Here is an 18,514-nt window from a genome sequence, read left to right as displayed (position 1 = left end):
AAGTATGATTTTGGTGGTTTGATTGCTGCTGCTTGCGTTAGGTAGCGGCTGGAGTCGACTATTGGAATACGGCTTCGTGAGCTCGCGAGCCTGAAACGACTCGAGACGCGACCCGTCCAACTTACGCCCCCCGGAAGCCGCTGGATGTAAATCGAGCGGCACGGCGGGTCTTAGCCGCCCTACGAGAAGCCTGATGTGTGGAATTGCCGCAGTATTTTCTGACTTTCCCGACCTCGAGTTGCAAGAAAAAACTCGGCTTTCGCTCGATTTGGTCGCACATCGAGGTCCTGACGGGAGCGGAATTGTTTGTGGCACCGTTGGCGGAGTTGTTGCGAATCGCCCCGCAACCTGGTCGTTGGGCCACGTGCGGTTGGCGATCCTCGATCTGACTGAGGCCGGTGCTCAGCCAATGAAAAGCCGAGATGGTTTGGTTTGGATCAGTTACAACGGCGAGGTCTACAACTTTATTGAGTTGGCGGTAGAGCTGCAAAGCCTCGGGCACCAATTTGAGACCCGGTCGGATACGGAAGTACTTTTGGCTGCTTATCGCGAATGGGGTTCGCAATCGGTGAATCGATTTCGGGGCATGTTTGCTCTTGTGATTGTTGATCTGGCGCAATCTGTCGTTTTTGTCGCTCGCGATCGACTTGGAATTAAGCCGCTTTATTTTTGGGCCGGGAAAGACCAAACTCACCTAGTATCCGAGCCGAAGCAGTTGTTGTCGGTTGCAGAATTCCAACCTCGCTTGCAAGCTCAGCAGTGCGTGGATTATCTAACGGAAGGACTATTGGGTCATGATCCGTCTTTGACAATGTTTGACCAAGTGCATGCTTTACCCGCAGGTCAATGCTTGACGTGGTCGTTGGGTGAGCGGCCCAACTTGGCAAATGCGACTTCCTATTGGCAACCGAGTCGATCGGAGGTTGCCATTTCTTGGCAAGACGCAGTTCAACAGATCGGTGATGTCTTTTGTGACTCTGTTCGATTGCGGTTGCGATCGGATGTGCCTGTTGGAACTTGTCTCTCCGGCGGGATCGACTCCTCCAGCATTGTGGCTGTTGCCTATCGGGATTTTTCGACATCGATGCGAACCTTTTCTGTTTGTAACGATGATCCACGAATCAATGAACAGCCGTACATCGACGTCGTCAATCGCGAATGCCAAGCCGAGCCTGTAAAGTTTTTTCTCAGTGATGATGATGCTGAAAAAAATCTCGATCAGTTTATTTACCACCAGGATGAGCCAACGTTTTCGCTGAGCCAATATGGTGAATTTTGTGTGATGCGTTTGGCACGCGAGCATGGAGTACCCGTCTTATTAAATGGCCAAGGTGGCGACGAAGCACTTTGCGGGTACAGGAAGTTTGCATTCTTTTATCTGAAGCAACTGCTCAGCGAGCATCGTTATGCAGCAGCCACATCCCATTTGCTAGGCTTACTCGCTTTTGGCGATCGGCAACTCCTTCAATTCTGGCAGGGGACTCGTTACGCTCCTGCCTGGCTCAGGCGTCGCTACGATGTGATGACGGACGTTCTGAAGCCGGATTGGTACCAACTTTCTCGGTCGGCCTGGCGATCTCAGATGAAGGGTATTGTGGATCTTCACGAACATCAATGGGCTGACTTGCGTCAATGGAGTTTGCCAATTCTATTGCGGTATCAGGATCGAAACAGCATGGCGCATAGCGTCGAGGCTCGGGTGCCTATGGTTGATCATGAGTTCATCGAACTTGCATTGACTTTGCCGACGCAACTCTTCTTTAAAAAGGGAATGACGAAGCGTGTGTTAGTTGATGCAATGGGGGATCGTTTGCCGGAAATGTTACGGCGACGAAAGACAAAACTCGGATTTGATACGCCCCAATCGCGTTGGATGAAAGGGCGACTCGGTGAATTACTGGAAGAACGCGTGCGGGCCTGTGATCGACTCGAACCGATTTTGAATCGCGAGTTAGCATGCAAAGCGTTTCGCAATTATCGCCAGGGTTCGAAGCAAATTCCTCATTTCTTTCTCTATCGCATGGCGTGTCTTGCAGTCTGGCTCGATCGTTTTCAAGTTTCGCCGAATTAGGTCGACTCAATGACACAAGCGAATTTCAAAATCGTTCATCTTACCTCCGTGCATCGGCCTTTCGATGTTCGCATCTTTGATAAGCATTGCCGTACCTCGGTTGAAGCCGGTTATCGAGTCGTGTTGGTGGCCGTGCACGATAGTGATGTGAAGATCAATGGCGTTGAATTGAAGGCGATTTCTCCACCACGAGGACGTTTTTCGCGAATGACGCGGACCGCGTTTCATGTTTTTCGTGAGGCTTGGAAACAATCTGCCGATCTGTATGTGATTCATGATGCCGAGTTGCTTCCGTGGGCCCGTTTGATGACGCTCCTGGGAAAGACGGTTATTTACGATATGCACGAAAACGTGCCGAAGGATTTGTTGTCCAAGAGTTGGATTCCGAAGGCTTTGCGTCGTCCGCTCTCCTCCACCATGCGAATGCTCGAACGCATCTTGATCGGACGCATGCCTGTGATCTTTGCCGAATCTTCCTACGTGGATGATTATCCCTGGGTGAAACAAGCCATTGTTGCTCGTAATTTTGCCAAGCTCAGCTCTTTTCAGCATCGGGGTGCTCCGTTGACACCCTCCTCTCGCCCAGCGGTTGCCTACCTGGGTGCCGTTTCGAGGGATCGTGGCAGTCTATTGACTCTGGCAGCGTTGAGCGAGTTAAAGCAGCGAGGGATGTCCGTCGGCTGGCATTGCGTCGGTCCGATTTCTCCGGCCGACCACGAAGTTGAGCTGAAAAATCTGGCACGCGAAAAGGAACTGACCGAAGTCTCCTTTTACGGCTATCTTCAGCGCGCAGAAGCCATTGGGAAAATCGAAAACTGTGAAGTTGGTCTGGCTGTTCTGCTTCCTGAGCCGAACTTTGTTGCGTCCTTTCCAACGAAAATGTTTGAATACATGGCGCTCGGGATGCCGGTGGTTGTCTCTGATTTTCCCTTATATCGTCGCGTGGTTGATGAATGTAAGTGTGGTATTTGTGTTGACCCAACCGCTCCACTGCAACTGGCAGATGCGATCCAACAGCTGTTAGAACAACCCGAATTCGCGCGGGCATGTGGCCAGCGCGGACGTGAGGCCGTGCAACAAACTTATAATTGGGATGCAGAGTTTGAAAAGCTCAATCGCTTTTTTGAACAACTACTCATGCCTGACCGTAATCGCTCAGCAGAGAGTAAATAGAAAACATCGCCTGAAATGAAAGGCATTTATGTATCAACGATTGAGCTTCACAGCATGGTCTGTCGCCTTTTGGCTGGTGATCACAGCTTTCGGAGCAGTAACCTGGACGCCCTGTTGTGCTGGCGGTGGACCCGAAAATGTCTTCCTCGTCGTGAATTCATTGAGTCCCGATTCCCGCGCGATTGCCAATTACTACACGGATCTCAGGGAAATACCTGACATTAATGTATTTGAGCTCGAGTGGGGTGGTTCCAGAGTAGCGATCAAGATCGACACCTTTCGTCAGCAAATATTGGCTCCCATTCTCGCTGAGATGAGTGAAAGAAGATTAGAGTCTCAGATTGATTACATTGTGTACTCAAGTGGCTTTCCTTACGCCGTTGACTTTTCTGCAGACGTGCGGACCGCTTTGCCGCGAGAAGCGGGCACATTGGCTTCACTGACGGGATTGACATTCTTTCAAGGACGAGTCAGAGCACGTGATTCGTCGTACGCATTTACTTTTAAGAATGATCGTTCGAACTCTTACCAGAGTACAAGGACGCGTGGATTTCGAAGTCAGTATGCTTGGAACAAACGCGGACAACAGGTGCAACTGGATGGTGAGAGCTATTATCTGTCAATGATGCTTGGTTACACGGATGGTCGCGGTAATAGCCTGGAAGAGGTCGTTCAATACCTCAGACGGAGCGCATTGGCGGACTGTTCTCGGCCAAGTGGGACGGTGTATCTGATGCAAAATGAGGCGGAAGTTCGATCGAGGACCCGACACAACGCGTTTCCAGAGGTTGCTAAGGCGCTTGCGAAACTTGGCGTTCAAGCCGACGTTGTGAATGGCGTTTTGCCGTCGAAAAAGAATGATGTGTTAGGTGCTGTTATCGGTCGAGCACAATACAGTTGGGAGAAATCAGGGAGTACAATACTTCCGGGCGCAATTTGTGAGAATTTGACGAGTTTTGGCGGGGTTCTCAAGCAGAGTGCGAAGCAGACTCCGTTGACGGAATGTTTGCGCTATGGCGCGACGGCTTCGAGCGGCACCGTTGCCGAGCCATTTGCCCTGCAGGCCAAGTTTCCTCACCCGTGGGTTCAGGTGCATTACGCACGTGGTGCGACGGTGGCAGAATCCTTCTATCAGTCCGTGGCGGCCCCTTATCAATTGCTGATTGTTGGTGACCCGCTTTGCCGTCCCTGGGCGCGTTCGCCAACTTTCATCGTCGACGAAATATCGCCGGGCGAAAAAGTGACGGGGACAATTCGAATGACGCCTCAAGCCGCACCTGGAGTTGCGATTCGTGAATATCAGTTTTTCGTCAATGGACGCTTGCGGCGTATCACCAGGCCGGGCGACTCGTTTGAGATTGATACGAACGGTTTGGCGAACGGTTGGCAAGATTTGCGTATTGTGGCAATCGAAGAATCAGTCATTGAATCGCAGGCACAACTTTTATTGCCGATTGATGTCGCTAATCAAGATATGAAAATGGAATGGGCGCTGCGACCTAGCGTTATTTATGAAAACGAACAGGTTCAGCTTTTTGTCAGCTGTAAGAATGCGGTTTCGATTCACCTGTTTCATCGGCGGCAGCCCATCGGAGTCATAAAGGGCGGGATGGGACAACTGACGATCGATACGTCGAGTCTCGGTAGTGGTCCGATCACCTTGACGGCAATTGGGATTGGCAAGGGCCGGGGGGATAAGGTCTATTCAAAGCCGATTCAGTTTTTTGTGAGGCCTGCCGATGAGTTTTCAGCGGTTGGGCAACCCTAGTGTTTGGCGATCGATAGAGTTGGGATAGGTTGAACGATGGACGAAGCTTACATGGGGATGGCGTTTGCAGAAGCAGAGCAGGCCTGGGCCGAAGAAGAAGTGCCGGTTGGGGCCGTGGTTGTGTTTCAAGACCGTGTGATTGCGGCAGCACGCAATCAGCGAGAACAGTTGCATGATCCGACCGCCCACGCTGAAATGATTGCCATTACGCAAGCAGCCGAATCGCTCAGTAGTTGGCGACTCGAAGGGTGTAGGATCTATGTGACCTTAGAACCATGTCCGATGTGTGCAGGTGCAATCTTGCAGGCTCGAATTCCCCATCTGATTTATGGTGCTGCGGATCCGAAGGCGGGTGCGGTGCACTCCATGTTTCAGCTGCTTACGGACGCTCGCCTCAACCACCAGACGCAAGTTACTTCCGGCGTGCTTGCGGATCGGTGTGGAAAGATTCTCACCGACTTCTTTCAGCAGCAGCGTGGCCGCGGAAAGAAATAGGTTTTGGTATCTCGAGTTTTCTCGAACCTACCTTGCTGAGCTGCTGGTCGCGGTTTCTGAGCCAGTTGCCAAGCTTTCCGAACTGGTGTCGACGGGTGTTTCTTTGAATAACTCGTTGTTGATGATCGGCAAAAACTCACGCGCGAATTTGAGCGTTGGGTTCGTTGACACGTCGGCCCCACCGCTGTTGACGTTGGTGATCATGTAGATCTTATACATGGCGGGTTTGGAGCCGAGTGTCGGCTTGGGCATTCTTGGTCCACGCCAAATGCCGTCATCGGAGAAGGTCCAGAAGATGCGAATGTGTTCCGTCGGATTGATCGGATCTTCCTTACGGAAAATCGCCGTGAGGAATTCAGGAGCCACCTCCAGATTTGTCGCTTTTGGGTCGGTGTACTGTTGAGCTTCCCCGTCGACAATTTCGTATCCAGCTCCCACGTAGCACCAGTCAGGCGTGTGGATGGTCACATGACGACCGGTTCCGGAAACGAGGTAAACGTTAACGACTTCCCCTTCCCGATTGGTGTAAGTTCGAGAAATGCAATTTGTGCAGTTCGAAGCTTCGAACTCTCTTTGGTTAATCTCATCGTCAATGCTTGTCCAGTGTCCAAACGATTTGGGAACGCGATTGACAGCGGCGGTGAACTGGTCGAGCTTCTCGGACTGTGCCTCCCCCCATCGATCGGAGTAATTTCCTTCGATGATGGTTCCGATTACAAGCACAACGACCACGACGGCGATAGGTAAATACTTCACAGCGAATTCCTCTTAGCTGGTCGGTTTAGCTGGCGTTTGACTTTTCAAGTTGCGGGTCATGACTCATATCATTCGTCATTTGCAAATCGCTGGCGCGGATGTCCATTGTGTCACCATTCAGGACAGCTCCCGCGATAGTGATTCCTACCGACTGCAGGCGATGGCATGCGTCCGTTACTTTTGGAGTGCGACTGACATCACGCATGATTGAGATTAAGGCCGCATCAGCGGTTTGACCAATCAGCATTGCATCAGGGCAAGTCAGAGCTGGGCCGGTATCAATGATGATCATTTCAAACTGGGATCGGAGATCTTCGATGATGGTTGGAAACGAGCATGCCATGAGTTGGTCGGTGCCCGCATCTCGTGTGCCAGCCCCAAGCAACCACAGGCCTTCAGCAGGCGTTGGCTGAATCAGTTCTTCGACAGTCGCTTCGGACCTTAGCAGGTCACACAGGCCACGTTGGAAGGGCATTCCGAGCACGACGTGTTGCTGTGGGTTGCGGACATCGGCGTCGATCAACAAGGTGCGTTTCCCTGAACGAGCAAAGCTCACTGCCAGTTGGCTAGCGACTGTCGTTTTACCCTCTTGCCCGAGGGCACTGGTGACCATGAGGATTTGATACGGACGACTCGTCTTGGCAAATGACAGTGCGGTGCGAATGCTGTCGATCGCCCGAGTAAGGCCGATTTCAACTCGTTGTTTATTGGATTCGGTCATCGGTAGCAGCCCAGCGGCGCGGCGGGCGTTGATCTGTGGCAGCGAACCGATGACTCGCAGGTCACCTGAAGCGGACAATTCCTGGGAACTGTTAACTCGCTTGCTTTGCATGTCCCAGAACGCAACACCGAGCACGGTGACAAACATTGTCAAGATTGACGCAGCGATCACCTGGAAGTACTTCGATAGCAAGTTGTTTTCATCGGGGATGACTGCCTCTTGGAGCACACGAATTTGGGGTTTTGAAGCTACCTCAAGTTCAAGTGTTTCCATCTCCTTCTTGACGTCCGATACAAACTCTTGCTGTGCTTGGAGTGAAAGTTTCTCACCGTCAAGCTCCGAATTGTAGGCGCCCATCGACTTCAGTTGGTTCGAAAGTTTTTCGTATTCGGAATAGGTCTTGTTGCGGCGTTGCAAAAGACTTCGAACCTTCAGCTGTAGCACGGATAAGTCTTCTTGCAGAATTCGACTGTCGTTACCTGACATCATGCGTAGTCGCTCCGTCACTTCATCCTTCTTCTCGTAACGTATCTGATCCAGTTGTGATTGAATCGCAGCCAGCTGTGGTTGCATGGCACCAGCTGGCGAAGCTCGTCCGCCACTTCGAGACTTCATCATGTGCTCGAGTTCGATTTTTTGGGTTTTGAGCATGGCGTAATCAGGATATTGAGACTGCAACACATCCTCGATTTCGAACGGACGAGGGTCGTAACTCATTTGAGCGTTGATGCGTTGCTGTTGAAGCATCATCATGTCGTACGCTTCAAAATACTGTTGATCCGCGCTCATTCGCTCGCGATCGAGAGCTGCCAGTTGCCGAAGTCCAAGATCGATTTGGAGTTTGACGCTTTCCGATTCGGTCGATCCATACGTTTTCGCCAGTTCGCTAATCTTCTTAAGGCTGGCGTTCATGTCGTCCATTAAGTCGCGGTAGCGATCTCGTAGCTTTTGTAGCTTGATCATCCGCTCCGCCGCTTCCGCATCGACAATTTCTTCCATGTATGCACGTGTTACTGCATTGAGCAATTTGACGAGTTGTTCATTCTCGTTTTTTTCGTGCATGCTAAGCACAAGGATCTCCGAACCCTCGGAGTATTCGACTTTGAGCTGCTTAGCAAGCCACGCTTCCGGTTTTTTACGCTTGCCAAATGGCCAGGCTTCGTCTCTCACGAGGGGCATTTGGTTGATGGTGGGGTCCCGCAGAGCCGCGTTGATTACGAACGGACTCTTCAACAAGGCTGCTTGTGTTTGTTTTTCGATTTCGAAGTCGGCCGGGTGCACATTCGTCCGTCGATTTTGCCGAAGAATCTCGTCCGGATTACGTCGAACGCGAAGCGTCACAAATGCCTCAAACTTGACGGGCACGAGGAGATACAAGAGCGTCGCGACAATAGTGGCTGCAATACAGCCAAAACCGACTCCTGCCAGCCAGCGACGGCGGAGCGAATGGAGAAATCCAGAAAAGTTAAATCCGTCGTTGCTTTCCTTGGTTTCCATCCAAGGTGCGACGGGCATCGGGTTGCCAATCGCGCCAACAGGTTCTTGGGTAATCGCAGGTAACGCCCTGTTTTCAGATGGCATCTGCGGATCTACCGGATGGGGGCCATTGTCAGACATAAAGATTTCACTCCAAGGGTGCCAAAAATTCGGCTTGTCAGTCGTTTAATAAGTGCGCTATCCGATGCCGACATTCATTTGTCGCGAGGATGTATCTTCAATGAACAGTCGGGAAAGAACTTGCATTTCTATTAGCAGGAAGCCTAGTGCGAGTGGCATCATGATGATCCCTGCAAAGTCGTGGAAGATGACGTCCACTTCCTCCGCACCAATTTCAAGGTTGTACAGCAACCCTGTAATCGTGATTCGAATGCAATTGACGAGGAGGGCAATTGGAACAGAACTGATCAGAATCAGGATCCGTTCCCATGGCGGACGCTGGTTGCTGATCATGACGATTGCAACTGCAATTGCGATGAATATTGTCAGCATGCGCAAACCACTGCATTGGTCGACAACGTTCATCGGGGTGTGCTCGAGTATGATTCGGTTTCCTTCACGATAAACGTCAACGCCAAATGTTTGCAAAGCATAGACACTGGAAATGGTGGCCATCGTTTGCATCGGACGCAGGATGTTGTCAACGAGTACGCGAGGGAGCGGAAACATGAAGATCAAAAAGGCAATCGCTGGGCCCGCCCAACGCAACGTTCTGAATCCGCCAACCATCACGAAAACGCCAATCAAGCAGGCGATAAAGCTGAGGCGATCGATGCTGAATTGGACCAGATAGGCCGCTGACACACGCGCGATGGTGGCAAATAAAATGATTCCAACGCCCCACCATCGTTCCGCGTTGGTAGATGGTTGGAGCTGTTCACGCCGGTAATAGAGTAGCCCTGCGGCAATCAGCGGAATCAAGTAGCCATGGCTATACATCGGAGTGTCCCATGCCACGGCCGTTCCGATGAGTGTGTTTAAGTAGCAAAGGATAATCAGCCCACTCAAGACTCCAATCATCAACCAGGCGCTGAACTGAGGGTTGTCGAATTTGGGTGAAGCCTTAACTGGCTTGTTCAGTTCCGTTTCTTCGGTTTCAGGTTGATCTTGGGTCACTTTTGGTTTCCTCATGTCTCGTCAGCATGGAGAGAACAACGGCGGTTGAGCACTGTGGGTCCGCGTCAGGTTTTGAACTCGTTTGAGGTGTGCTGTTTGGCCGATCAGCCAAACAGCTTAATGATCTAATTTTTAAATATAGCGAATCAAAAAAGCCAAACTAGCGTTTTTCGTTTTCGTTGCCGGACAGCAACAATGTTCGAAGAAAGCATCACCTTAAGAATAAGCGTGCCCTAATTGGTGGTCAAACAAAACGAGCGCCCTCTTGAGACTTCGGTGCCGTCACCGTCGTTACCACCTCTCTGATCCTGAGAAACTACCCCCGTCCTGAGAAACTACCCCGGACCCTGGGTATACGGTGTTGGGGAGCGACCGGTTCACCGGGCTTGCAAAAAAATAGCCGGAATCGCCGATCTAACCCTTCAGTCCAGCGGGTCTGCGCAATGTGTGACGGTCTTGCGGGCTCGGGGAAATGTGGCCGTGATTGGCATGGAGCTATGACCAGCCGATTCGAATCTTTGAGGCCACATCCGGTTCAAGGTCACACTCCAGCACGGAATTCGGCAGAGACTGTTCAAATTGAGGGTGGTAGCTGCCAGGAAGCAGACGTTTTTCAGCTTTTGTCGTAATCTCTAACTTCTCGGGAATAACCTGCGACTCGGCGAAAACAGTGGAATTGACTTTGAAGACCGACCAGTCCGGATGAAAGTGAAGTCGCGACTGGGCTTGCTGAAATCGCGGTCCTACTTCGTCGGAAATGGAGAATTCAGTCGGGCCAATTTCCCATTTGCGGGTGTGTGTTACCCGTGTGGGGAGTCGTCGATAGCCATTGTGAGAGCAGCTGATCGAAACATGGTCGTTCGATTCGTCGATGGTCAATCCAAAAGGTTTTGCCCGACTGGCCAATCGGAAGCCGCTCCAGACGTGGGATGAGTTGGTTTGATCGACAATCACCGTGTTATGGGCGGCTGTGCCACGCTGTCGCAAACGCTCGGCTGAAACACCGTAGCAAGACGTTCCAGAGTTCACTAACACGCGTTGGCCCAACAGGGACCACTCAAAGGACAACGTGTCGGCGTGTGAGTGACCCGGTTGATAACTTGCACCAGCTGCCGCGACGTCGATTAGCATGGCATGATTCGGAAACTGAATACGAACATAGCCCGTGTCGGCCAAATGAGTGACGCTCCCGCGACAGGGGGGGAATGCGCTGAATCCGACACGGCAGGCGTAATCCTCAATTTGACTCGGCTTCAACGCAATTCCGAAGGATGCGTCGTTAAAGAATGATATTTCGCCATCCGGATGACACATGACACGTAACCAACGCCCCATCGATTGAATCGTTTGCTCCAGCCCCTTGACCGACTTTTGCCCGTAGACGTGTGAAAGGTTTGCCAGATCGATGAGATCTTCAAGCAGAATGCAGTGATACATCGGGCTGAGTTCGAAATGTCCCCCATCCGGCAAGATTTGTTCCTGCATTTCGCGTTCGAGCAGAGATCGCCCGTGTGACAGCCAGCGGTCTGCCTCTGGACCGGAAAAAAAGAGGCCAGCAAAGATCAACGCTTTGGCGTTTGCCCAGACGTGGTTGCCCATCAAATGCAATTCGATCTGTTTTTCCAGGCTTCTCGTCTGCAAAGCCAATGATTTCGAGGCGGCAGTGGATAATTCGTTTCCAGCCAGGGACCATTTAATCCAATTCACAATCCGAATTGAGAGTGGATAGGGTTCCCAGCCGGTGCCCTCAGCGGGGGGGTTCTCGCTGATCCAGCGCGTTAGCAAAGCTTGCTGCCAATTCGATCGATTCTCAGCATTAACGGCGTTCAGATCATCAAAGTAGTGGAGGTTGTATCGGACGAGATGCTCGAGTTCAGGATCGTCCCAGCTGTTCGACGTGACTTCGATCTCGCTTTCAAAAACTTTTATTTTATTTGGGGCTAATAGGGTCGGATTCCGTTGTGCCGCAAGTGTCCAATTACCTGAACGTTTTCGTTGGGGTGGGGGTGGGGATTTGGAGGGCGTCGCGCTGCGAAATCGACGTTGGAAACGATTTGCAATCTGGATCGGTCTCAGGTGTCGAGCCGTTTGCAGCAACCGTAAAAGCTGGGGTTTATTCATACGAATGGGTCGCTTTCGCGCCTTAGTGGCAACAACTCGAGCCGTTGCTAGCTACTTGATGGTTCAATTTGCGTGAATGATCAGAATCATCGGAATAACCGCCACAGGGCTGGTGGTGGTGCGTCGTAAATGGTTTGTTTTCTTGACCGTTTGAAGGCCCGTTGGTTTAATGTTGATCAGAGAAGAAACACATCTGAACATAGTCGGTCGACTTCAATATTTAACACTCGGTTTTGCATCTCGAATCGCATTACTGGACAGTTGCCGGTTCTTGCGACTGTTCACGAAGTTTGGGACAGTGGAATTGAATTGTTTGAACACAGTATGGATTAGTCCTATCAAAGATAAGTTTTTTGGATCGTTTGTCCCGATCGGATTAAGATAAATGGCAATTGCCGCTGCCGCCCTTGGGTTGGCATTTTTAATCAGTTACCTTCTTACGCCGCTCGTTAGGCGAGCGGCAGTACGATATGACTTTGTTGATCGTCCTGATGGGAAGCGCAAGATCCAGTCGACTCCGGTTGCCTTAGGTGGGGGGCTTATGCTGCTGATCGCGGCACCTCTGGTTGTAGCGATTGTGATTGCTTGGTGGGGTCCCGACTTGTGGTTGATGACAAGCCAATCGTCGAAAGAACCGGGCGCGATCATTGGGCTTGCCATCGCAGGAATACTCCTAGCGGTTGTCGGATTGCTGGATGATGGGTTCGGCATTCGAGGGAGTTATAAACTCTTGTGGCAGATGCTCGCTGCAGGTTTGGTGATGGGGACTGGACTCTCGGTACCCAAGGTTGGAATCTTTGATTATGTCGTTCCGCTTGGGACACTTGGAAGTTTGTTCGCCATTGTTTGGTTGCTGGGGGCCATCAATTCGTTCAATTTGATCGATGGCGTGGATGGATTGGCAGGCAGCGTCGGAGTGGTCTTTAGTCTCACTTTCGGACTGATCGCAATACTCGGCGGTCAACAGCTTGAGGCGATTATTGCCTTCGCGCTAGCCGGAGCTCTGTTGGGATTTCTACGGTTTAATTTTCCTCCCGCGACCATTTATCTGGGTGATGCGGGAAGTATGTTTATCGGTCTTGTTTTGGGCACCATTGCCTTGCGCTGTTCGATCAAGCAGGCCGCCACACTCGCCTTTGCGGCTCCGCTGGCAATCTGGTCGATTCCGATGTTCGATTCGTTTGCGGCTGTGCTACGTCGCAAACTGACGGGCCGCAGCATCTATGCCACGGATCGAGGGCATATTCACCATGTCTTGTTGACTCGAGGCATGAGTGCGTTTCAAGCCGTTTCTTTTATTGTCGTTCTGTGCAGCATTACTTGTATTGGTGCAGTTGTCAGTTTGTATTTTAAAATCGAATGGCTGGGTTTCGCTACCGTTCTTGCTGTTATCGGTTTTCTGATCTTCACTCGTGTGTTCGGACACGTCGAGTTTGTACTTTTGAACGCCAGGCTTTTTGGCTTTGGACGATTTCTCTCTCGCACTTCCACGTCGGAAGGTGATGAAGAAGCCAAGCATACGCGAGTTAGTCTTCAGGGTACGCGTCAATGGGAGGAACTCTGGGGCGCTCTGGTTGAATCTGCTCAGAAGTTCCATCTTGTGAAAATGCAATTGAATCTTTCCATGCCACGTCTGCATGAAAGTTTCTATGCCACTTGGTCGAAGCCAGGGCGACATTCGCACGATCTATCCTGGCAGGCGGATATTCCTTTGATCGTCGAAGGTCAGTCGGTCGGGAGACTCCACGTGACTGGTCTGCAAAACGAAGAGTATGCGAGCAAGGAGATGAATCAGTTCATCGACTTTGTCGAAACGCTCGAGTTGCAGCTGAATCTCCTGATTCATCAAGAAGTTTCTCGCATTGAAGAACACTCAACGATGAACAAACCGTTGATGGGTGATTCGGCTTCCGACAACGCCATGGTTGAACGCGTCTAATCTCAGCTGCAATCACCATCTCAAGAACGCCTTTTCTCATTGCGCGGATGACCATGCGACGCGTCCCCGCCGAAAAACGTGTTGGGTGATCGAACGCCGGCCGGATGGATCGCCCAAGAGTCCCGTTGCGGCCAGACTTTTGTGATGGGGTCGCCAGCTGCCCTCTGTCGTTGGGCGGCGAACTAGACCGCTTCGGGGGAGCTGGAAGCGGGTGTCCTGGTTCAATTAATTGAGCCAATCTGCTCGATCGCGCCCATTTTCTGTTAATTTTTCTGCCGACTTTGCCGATTATGTGCTTTGGAGCGAGATAAGAAAGTGAGCGGCCTTTTGCCCTTACTTGCTGTTTTTCCTATAATTCTAAGGCTGTGTCTCGTTGCGGTCTGTAAGAGGGTATCGAAGAATGCTTGCCAAATCGACATTGATCGTTGTTCTTGCTAGCGGTGTGGTTGCAGGCTTCCAGCAAGCTGCTGAGGCCCAATACAAGGGTGGCTCGAACGCTTACACTGCCACGCGAAACTTTTTGTACAATCGCCCGACGGTGAGTCCCTACCTGAACTTGACCTCTCGCAGTTCCAATGGGATGTCGAACTACCACACGATGGTTCGACCCCAGTTGGATCAAGAGCAAGTGAATGTCCGGCGGCAACAGCAGGCGAGTCGTCAGCAACAGGAGCTGGGTCAAATACAGAGCCAATTTCGTCAGTCACAAAGCCAAGCCGCATCGGCGATGATCACCGGACGTATGGGGTGGTCCAGTCGCGGTATGCCTCGCCACGGCACCTACCTCAATTTTTATCCGGGTTTCCAACGCATAGGGCGTTAGGGAGCATGCTCGCAGCTCGTCGACAAACTTTTCTGGTATCTGAGGTGTAGGTCGACCATGGGGCAAGCTCGTATCTATCTGTCTCCACCTCACATGTCTGGCCGAGAGCAGTCACTGATCGCAAATGTTTTTGCATCGAACTGGGTTGCTCCTGTCGGCCCTGATTTGGCAGAATTCGAGCGTCAGTTCGCCGCGAAGGTTGGCGTGAGTTCTGCCGCTGCAGTTTCCAGTGGGACAGCAGCGCTTCATCTGGCACTTCATGCACTCAAACTCAAGCCAGAAGACGAAGTAATCTGTTCGACGTTTACCTTTTGTGCTTCTGCGAATCCGATCACTTACGAAGGTGCCAAGCCCGTTTTTATCGATTCGGATCGAACGAGCTGGAACCTGGATCCAAATCTGCTATCCGACGAAATACAGGAATGTGCGGATCGCGGGAAACTGCCCAAGGCGGTACTTGCCGTTGATATTCTTGGTCAGAGTGCGGACATGGATGCAATCCGTGAAGTGGTCGATCGGTATGAGATTCCGGTGATCGAAGATGCGGCAGAAGCGTTGGGAGCCACTTACAAGGATCGACCAGCCGGTGCGTCTGGTTGGGCCAGCGCTTTTTCATTTAATGGGAACAAGATTATCACCACGAGCGGTGGTGGCATGCTTTGTTCGAATGACGATCAGTTGATTGAACGAGCGAAATTCTGGGCCACTCAGGCCAAGGATGCTGGGCATTTGTACCAACATTCGGAAATCGGTTTTAACTATCGGCTCAGCAACGTTCTTGCTGCGGTTGGGTTAGCCCAGCTCGACGTTTTAGACGAACGAGTGGCGACTCGGCGAAAGAATTTTCAGTTTTACGCAGACCGGTTGGGTGACCTACCTGGGGTGACGTTCATGCCGGAAGCCGATTTTGGTCACTCGAATCGCTGGTTGACGGTAGCACGCATTGACTCCTTGAAGTTCGGCGTTGACTGCGAGGCGATTCGGCGAAAATTAGAAGAACACAACATTGAGTCGCGGCGGGTCTGGATTCCACTGCACAAGCAGGTCGCATTTTCGAACTGCCGTTGTCGTGGCGGCGAAGTGGCGGAGGAAATTTTTTCCGACAGCCTCTGTCTACCGAGTGGAACTGCATTGACGCGATCCGATTTGGATCGAATCTGTTCACTGATCGAAGAGATTCAGTCGGTCAATCGCTGATTCGGCCGGCCGGCTTTAGATCCGTTTCATCTTACCTGAATCGTTGAGTTCCAACTCTTTCAAAATCCGCACAATGCGCGGCCGTTGAAATCGGTTCAACTGAGCATTGCAGTGCTCGACGATGGCTTGGCGAAATTCTTCGAAATCGGTTTTTGAAGGGATGGGCACCACGTCACAGGCGACGAGTTCCCCCGCAATTGAGGAACTTTGGGCGTAGATTCGGACCTCAGCCACATCGTCTCTTGCTCGGATGACTTGTTCGATCTCGACGGGATGGACTTTGTTACCACCCACATTAATCATGTCGGTTGAGCGTCCTACGAAGAACGCTCGCTCTCCCTCAATTTCCACGAGGTCTCCAGTCCGAAACCAGCCGTCTGTTGTCTGACGGTTCTCCAGTAATTCGGAACGTTCGTCATATCTTGCCATCGCATTTGCCGAACGAACGCAAAGTTCGCCGTCTGTGATTTTGAGTTCGACGCCGTCAGCGGATGGTGCATCGAGAAACGCGGTGGGGAAGCCGGCTATCCCGTCAGATACGGAGAAACATCGACCGGCTTCGGTGGTCGCGTAAATGTGAACAATGCGGGCGGTTGGAAATGATTGTGATAGTTGATCGAGGATCGATTGATCGATCGCTTCACCACCGAGGGTGATTTGTTTCATCGGTACGCGTCGCAGATCGCTGGGGTCTGCAAACAGTAACAGTCGGCGCCAGTAAGAGGGTGTTGCTGATGCGTATTCGACGTTGGCATCGAGCATTAAATTGGCGACCGCTTGCGGAGATGCGTCGACGGCAGGTATCACCAACGTTCCCTGATTTAAGAGCGCTTGCAGGGTTACTTGGAGGCCCGCATAAAGGTGCGGTCGATAGGCCATCAGCCAGCGTTGTTCCTGATCGCCGCGGCGTCGCACGGGGCGGGCAAGATTGTCGAAATGATGCTGCACGGCTTTGGGACGACCTGACGTACCTGAGGTCAAAATGGTAATCGAACCTAAATCGCTTGCTCCCTTGGCAAGAGCTTCTTCGGGAACACGCGAAACCGTTGCGTTCCTGGTCAGTGTTTCTGCGGTGATCATGTCTGAAAGCTGAAGCTCGTCAGCGATTTGCTGAAGGTGCTGGGGCCCGGTCAGAGCATCGACCAAGAATAAATGAACGCGAAGCTGTTCAAAGGCCGCAAGAGCAGCTATCCCGTTGGCGGTCGCAGGCAAGGCAAAACCAACCCTTTGTCCCCGGATCCCCGTAAACTGTTCCAGATGGTGTTGGTACTGTGATTTCAGCGCGGCCCAGGACACGGAGGATGAAACCGTGTGAATGGCTTCGCGGTTATCGGTGGAAGCGGTGTTATTCAGTACGTTTGACAGCATCACGTCACACTCGAATTGCGGGGTTGCTAATGTCCTATGAAAAAACCGCTCCAGCGACTCTAATTGTCGTTGGAGCGGTTGATAAGAACAAGGCTTGAACGCTTTCAGGAAGAAAGAGATCGCAGGCCCGTATCCGGTTCAGCGCCAATCATGGCTGCTACTCACGTTCCAGCTCGTCGACCGATGCGATTTCTGGAGTTGATCGCACGGTGTAGGACCGGCGGGCGATTTCTGTTCGCCGCATGTCCCGTACCACTTGAGCCGCATGTCGTAGCTCGGCCTGACTGATCCGTCGCAGGTTGCCAAGTTCGGAGATCGGTTCCAGGGTTTGCATCGCTCGCTGCACGGTGGGCTCCATCAAGATCACATCGGTCAGCCAGCGCCGCATCGTTTCGAATGATTTCGAGGCCTGTTGGTATTGATCTGTCAGGTCGACAGTTCGCTCAAGCGTCTCAATCGCATCCGCAATGTTTGCATTCTGTGCGAGCACATCGTCTTTCATTTCGACAAGGTCATGCAGAGTGTCCTTGGTCTTGACGATGTCGATGGATTGAGCGTCGAGTAGCGTGCGAATATCAACCAACTCGTTCAACGCTAACTCTGCCTCGGATGCACGATCTGCCTCGTTGATGAGAGTTTGATGAAGATCAAGTAGCTGATCGGCGACCGTGGACGCATCGGCAGCCAATTCGGATGAGCCCTTGAGCCGCTCCGTCAGATGATCAACTTCCTCGACAATCGGTGCTGCTTCTTCAAGATAGCCGATCGAACGGAGAAGTCGCATCCGCAAAGTGGCCAGTCGATCCAAAGCTTCGTCGGCATCGTGTGTGGTTGCCGCCGCATCGATCAGATCTTCCTGCACCTGATTTGACTCTGACAACGCCAAAACTGCGTCGTCGATCAGCAGGCTGTGCTCTGACACCTTTTTACGCAAGTCACCCAAGCGGTCGATCGCCATGTTGGCCGTCTTGAGTTGTTTGGCTTGGGAGATCAATTGGCTGTGCAGCCTTTGGATTTCCGCGAGCCCCTCTGCGGCGTTTGTCGTGTGCTTTCCTTGTTCGGAAAGCAATTGCAGCAGATTCGTTGCTTCTCTGGCCGAACCTTGCTGTCTGGTCAGCAACTGAACCGTTTGTTCCAGTGAGCTGACTTGTTGTTTCATCTCCTCCAGCTGTTTTGATGCTGGACGTAAGAATCCCCAGTTGACTGCAATCATTGTGATCGCAACGGCGAACAGGAATATGTTCCAGCCGAAGCTACTAGTCCTGTCGTGACGCGACAAATCACCCGTGTCGCCTGTACCGTATCGGTAATCATTCCCGCTGTCCAAGGCTCATCCCCCCTCTCTATTCCGTGATTGGTGCTCGATTCAAGCCGCCTCAATTCTTCCTGTCTTTCGTTATCGGAAGGTTTATGTGTGACCGGGGAATTTTTCCGATCTTGTGCAGATTGACAGGCGTGGTCAGGTTGTA

13 protein-coding genes are annotated in these 18,514 nt (G+C 51.8%); 7 read left to right on the top strand and 6 right to left on the bottom strand.

Annotation, left to right across the window (positions count from 1 at the left end):
- Positions 1-193: 193 nt before the first annotated feature.
- The 4 genes from asnB to tadA are packed head-to-tail and all read left to right on the top strand — an operon-like array spanning position 194 to position 5,507.
- Positions 194-2,071, top strand: a complete 1,878-nt coding sequence (gene asnB / locus P8N76_21245) for an asparagine synthase (glutamine-hydrolyzing) (protein MDG2384210.1) — start codon at positions 194-196, stop codon at positions 2,069-2,071.
- 9 nt (positions 2,072-2,080) lie between these two features.
- Positions 2,081-3,244, top strand: coding sequence for a glycosyltransferase (locus tag P8N76_21240; GenBank protein ID MDG2384209.1), 1,164 nt, complete (start codon positions 2,081-2,083; stop codon positions 3,242-3,244).
- A 28-nt stretch (positions 3,245-3,272) separates the two neighbouring features.
- Positions 3,273-5,012 (top strand): TIGR03790 family protein, encoded by a 1,740-nt coding sequence (locus P8N76_21235; GenBank protein MDG2384208.1) that lies wholly within the window; start codon positions 3,273-3,275, stop codon positions 5,010-5,012.
- A gap of 36 nt (positions 5,013-5,048) precedes the next feature.
- The gene (gene tadA / locus P8N76_21230) at positions 5,049-5,507 is read left to right on the top strand and encodes a tRNA adenosine(34) deaminase TadA (GenBank protein MDG2384207.1); all 459 of its coding nucleotides are present in this window, start codon (positions 5,049-5,051) and stop codon (positions 5,505-5,507) included.
- Positions 5,508-5,534: 27 nt separating this feature from the next.
- On the opposite strand, the gene P8N76_21225 is transcribed toward tadA, so the two are convergent.
- From P8N76_21225 to P8N76_21210, 4 genes are all read right to left on the bottom strand, one after another.
- On the bottom strand, positions 5,535-6,263 hold the full coding sequence (locus tag P8N76_21225; GenBank protein MDG2384206.1) for an exosortase-associated EpsI family protein: 729 nt from the start codon (positions 6,261-6,263) through the stop codon (positions 5,535-5,537).
- A gap of 25 nt (positions 6,264-6,288) precedes the next feature.
- Positions 6,289-8,601 carry a polysaccharide biosynthesis tyrosine autokinase gene (locus P8N76_21220; protein ID MDG2384205.1) on the bottom strand — a complete coding sequence of 771 codons (2,313 nt, stop codon included), beginning with the start codon at positions 8,599-8,601 and terminating at the stop codon, positions 6,289-6,291.
- 57 nt (positions 8,602-8,658) lie between these two features.
- Positions 8,659-9,597, bottom strand: coding sequence for an exosortase/archaeosortase family protein (locus tag P8N76_21215; protein ID MDG2384204.1), 939 nt, complete (start codon positions 9,595-9,597; stop codon positions 8,659-8,661).
- A gap of 495 nt (positions 9,598-10,092) precedes the next feature.
- Complete coding sequence (locus P8N76_21210) at positions 10,093-11,718, bottom strand: alginate lyase family protein (GenBank protein ID MDG2384203.1); 1,626 nt, start codon at positions 11,716-11,718, stop codon at positions 10,093-10,095.
- A 385-nt stretch (positions 11,719-12,103) separates the two neighbouring features.
- On the opposite strand from P8N76_21210, the gene P8N76_21205 reads away from it, so the two are divergent.
- The 3 genes from P8N76_21205 (at position 12,104) to P8N76_21195 (ending at position 15,677) form a co-directional block, all read left to right on the top strand.
- Complete coding sequence (locus P8N76_21205; protein MDG2384202.1) at positions 12,104-13,657, top strand: MraY family glycosyltransferase; 1,554 nt, start codon at positions 12,104-12,106, stop codon at positions 13,655-13,657.
- A 400-nt stretch (positions 13,658-14,057) separates the two neighbouring features.
- Positions 14,058-14,480, top strand: coding sequence for a hypothetical protein (locus P8N76_21200; GenBank protein MDG2384201.1), 423 nt, complete (start codon positions 14,058-14,060; stop codon positions 14,478-14,480).
- A 57-nt stretch (positions 14,481-14,537) separates the two neighbouring features.
- A complete protein-coding gene (locus P8N76_21195) occupies positions 14,538-15,677 on the top strand; it encodes an aminotransferase class I/II-fold pyridoxal phosphate-dependent enzyme (protein ID MDG2384200.1) in 1,140 nt (379 codons plus the stop codon).
- Between the two features lie 15 nt (positions 15,678-15,692).
- On the opposite strand, the gene P8N76_21190 is transcribed toward P8N76_21195, so the two are convergent.
- Both P8N76_21190 and P8N76_21185 read right to left on the bottom strand, forming a co-directional pair.
- Positions 15,693-17,045 carry a fatty acid--CoA ligase family protein gene (locus P8N76_21190; GenBank protein ID MDG2384199.1) on the bottom strand — a complete coding sequence of 451 codons (1,353 nt, stop codon included), beginning with the start codon at positions 17,043-17,045 and terminating at the stop codon, positions 15,693-15,695.
- Positions 17,046-17,202: 157 nt separating this feature from the next.
- The gene (locus P8N76_21185; GenBank protein MDG2384198.1) at positions 17,203-18,372 is read right to left on the bottom strand and encodes a hypothetical protein; all 1,170 of its coding nucleotides are present in this window, start codon (positions 18,370-18,372) and stop codon (positions 17,203-17,205) included.
- Between the last annotated feature and the right edge of the window lie 142 nt (positions 18,373-18,514).

This window comes from Pirellulaceae bacterium (assembly GCA_029243025.1).
In the GTDB taxonomy this organism is placed as follows: domain Bacteria; phylum Planctomycetota; class Planctomycetia; order Pirellulales; family Pirellulaceae.
The sequence above is the reverse complement of the archived record's forward strand: the minus strand, read 5'-3'. Positions and strand labels throughout refer to the sequence as shown.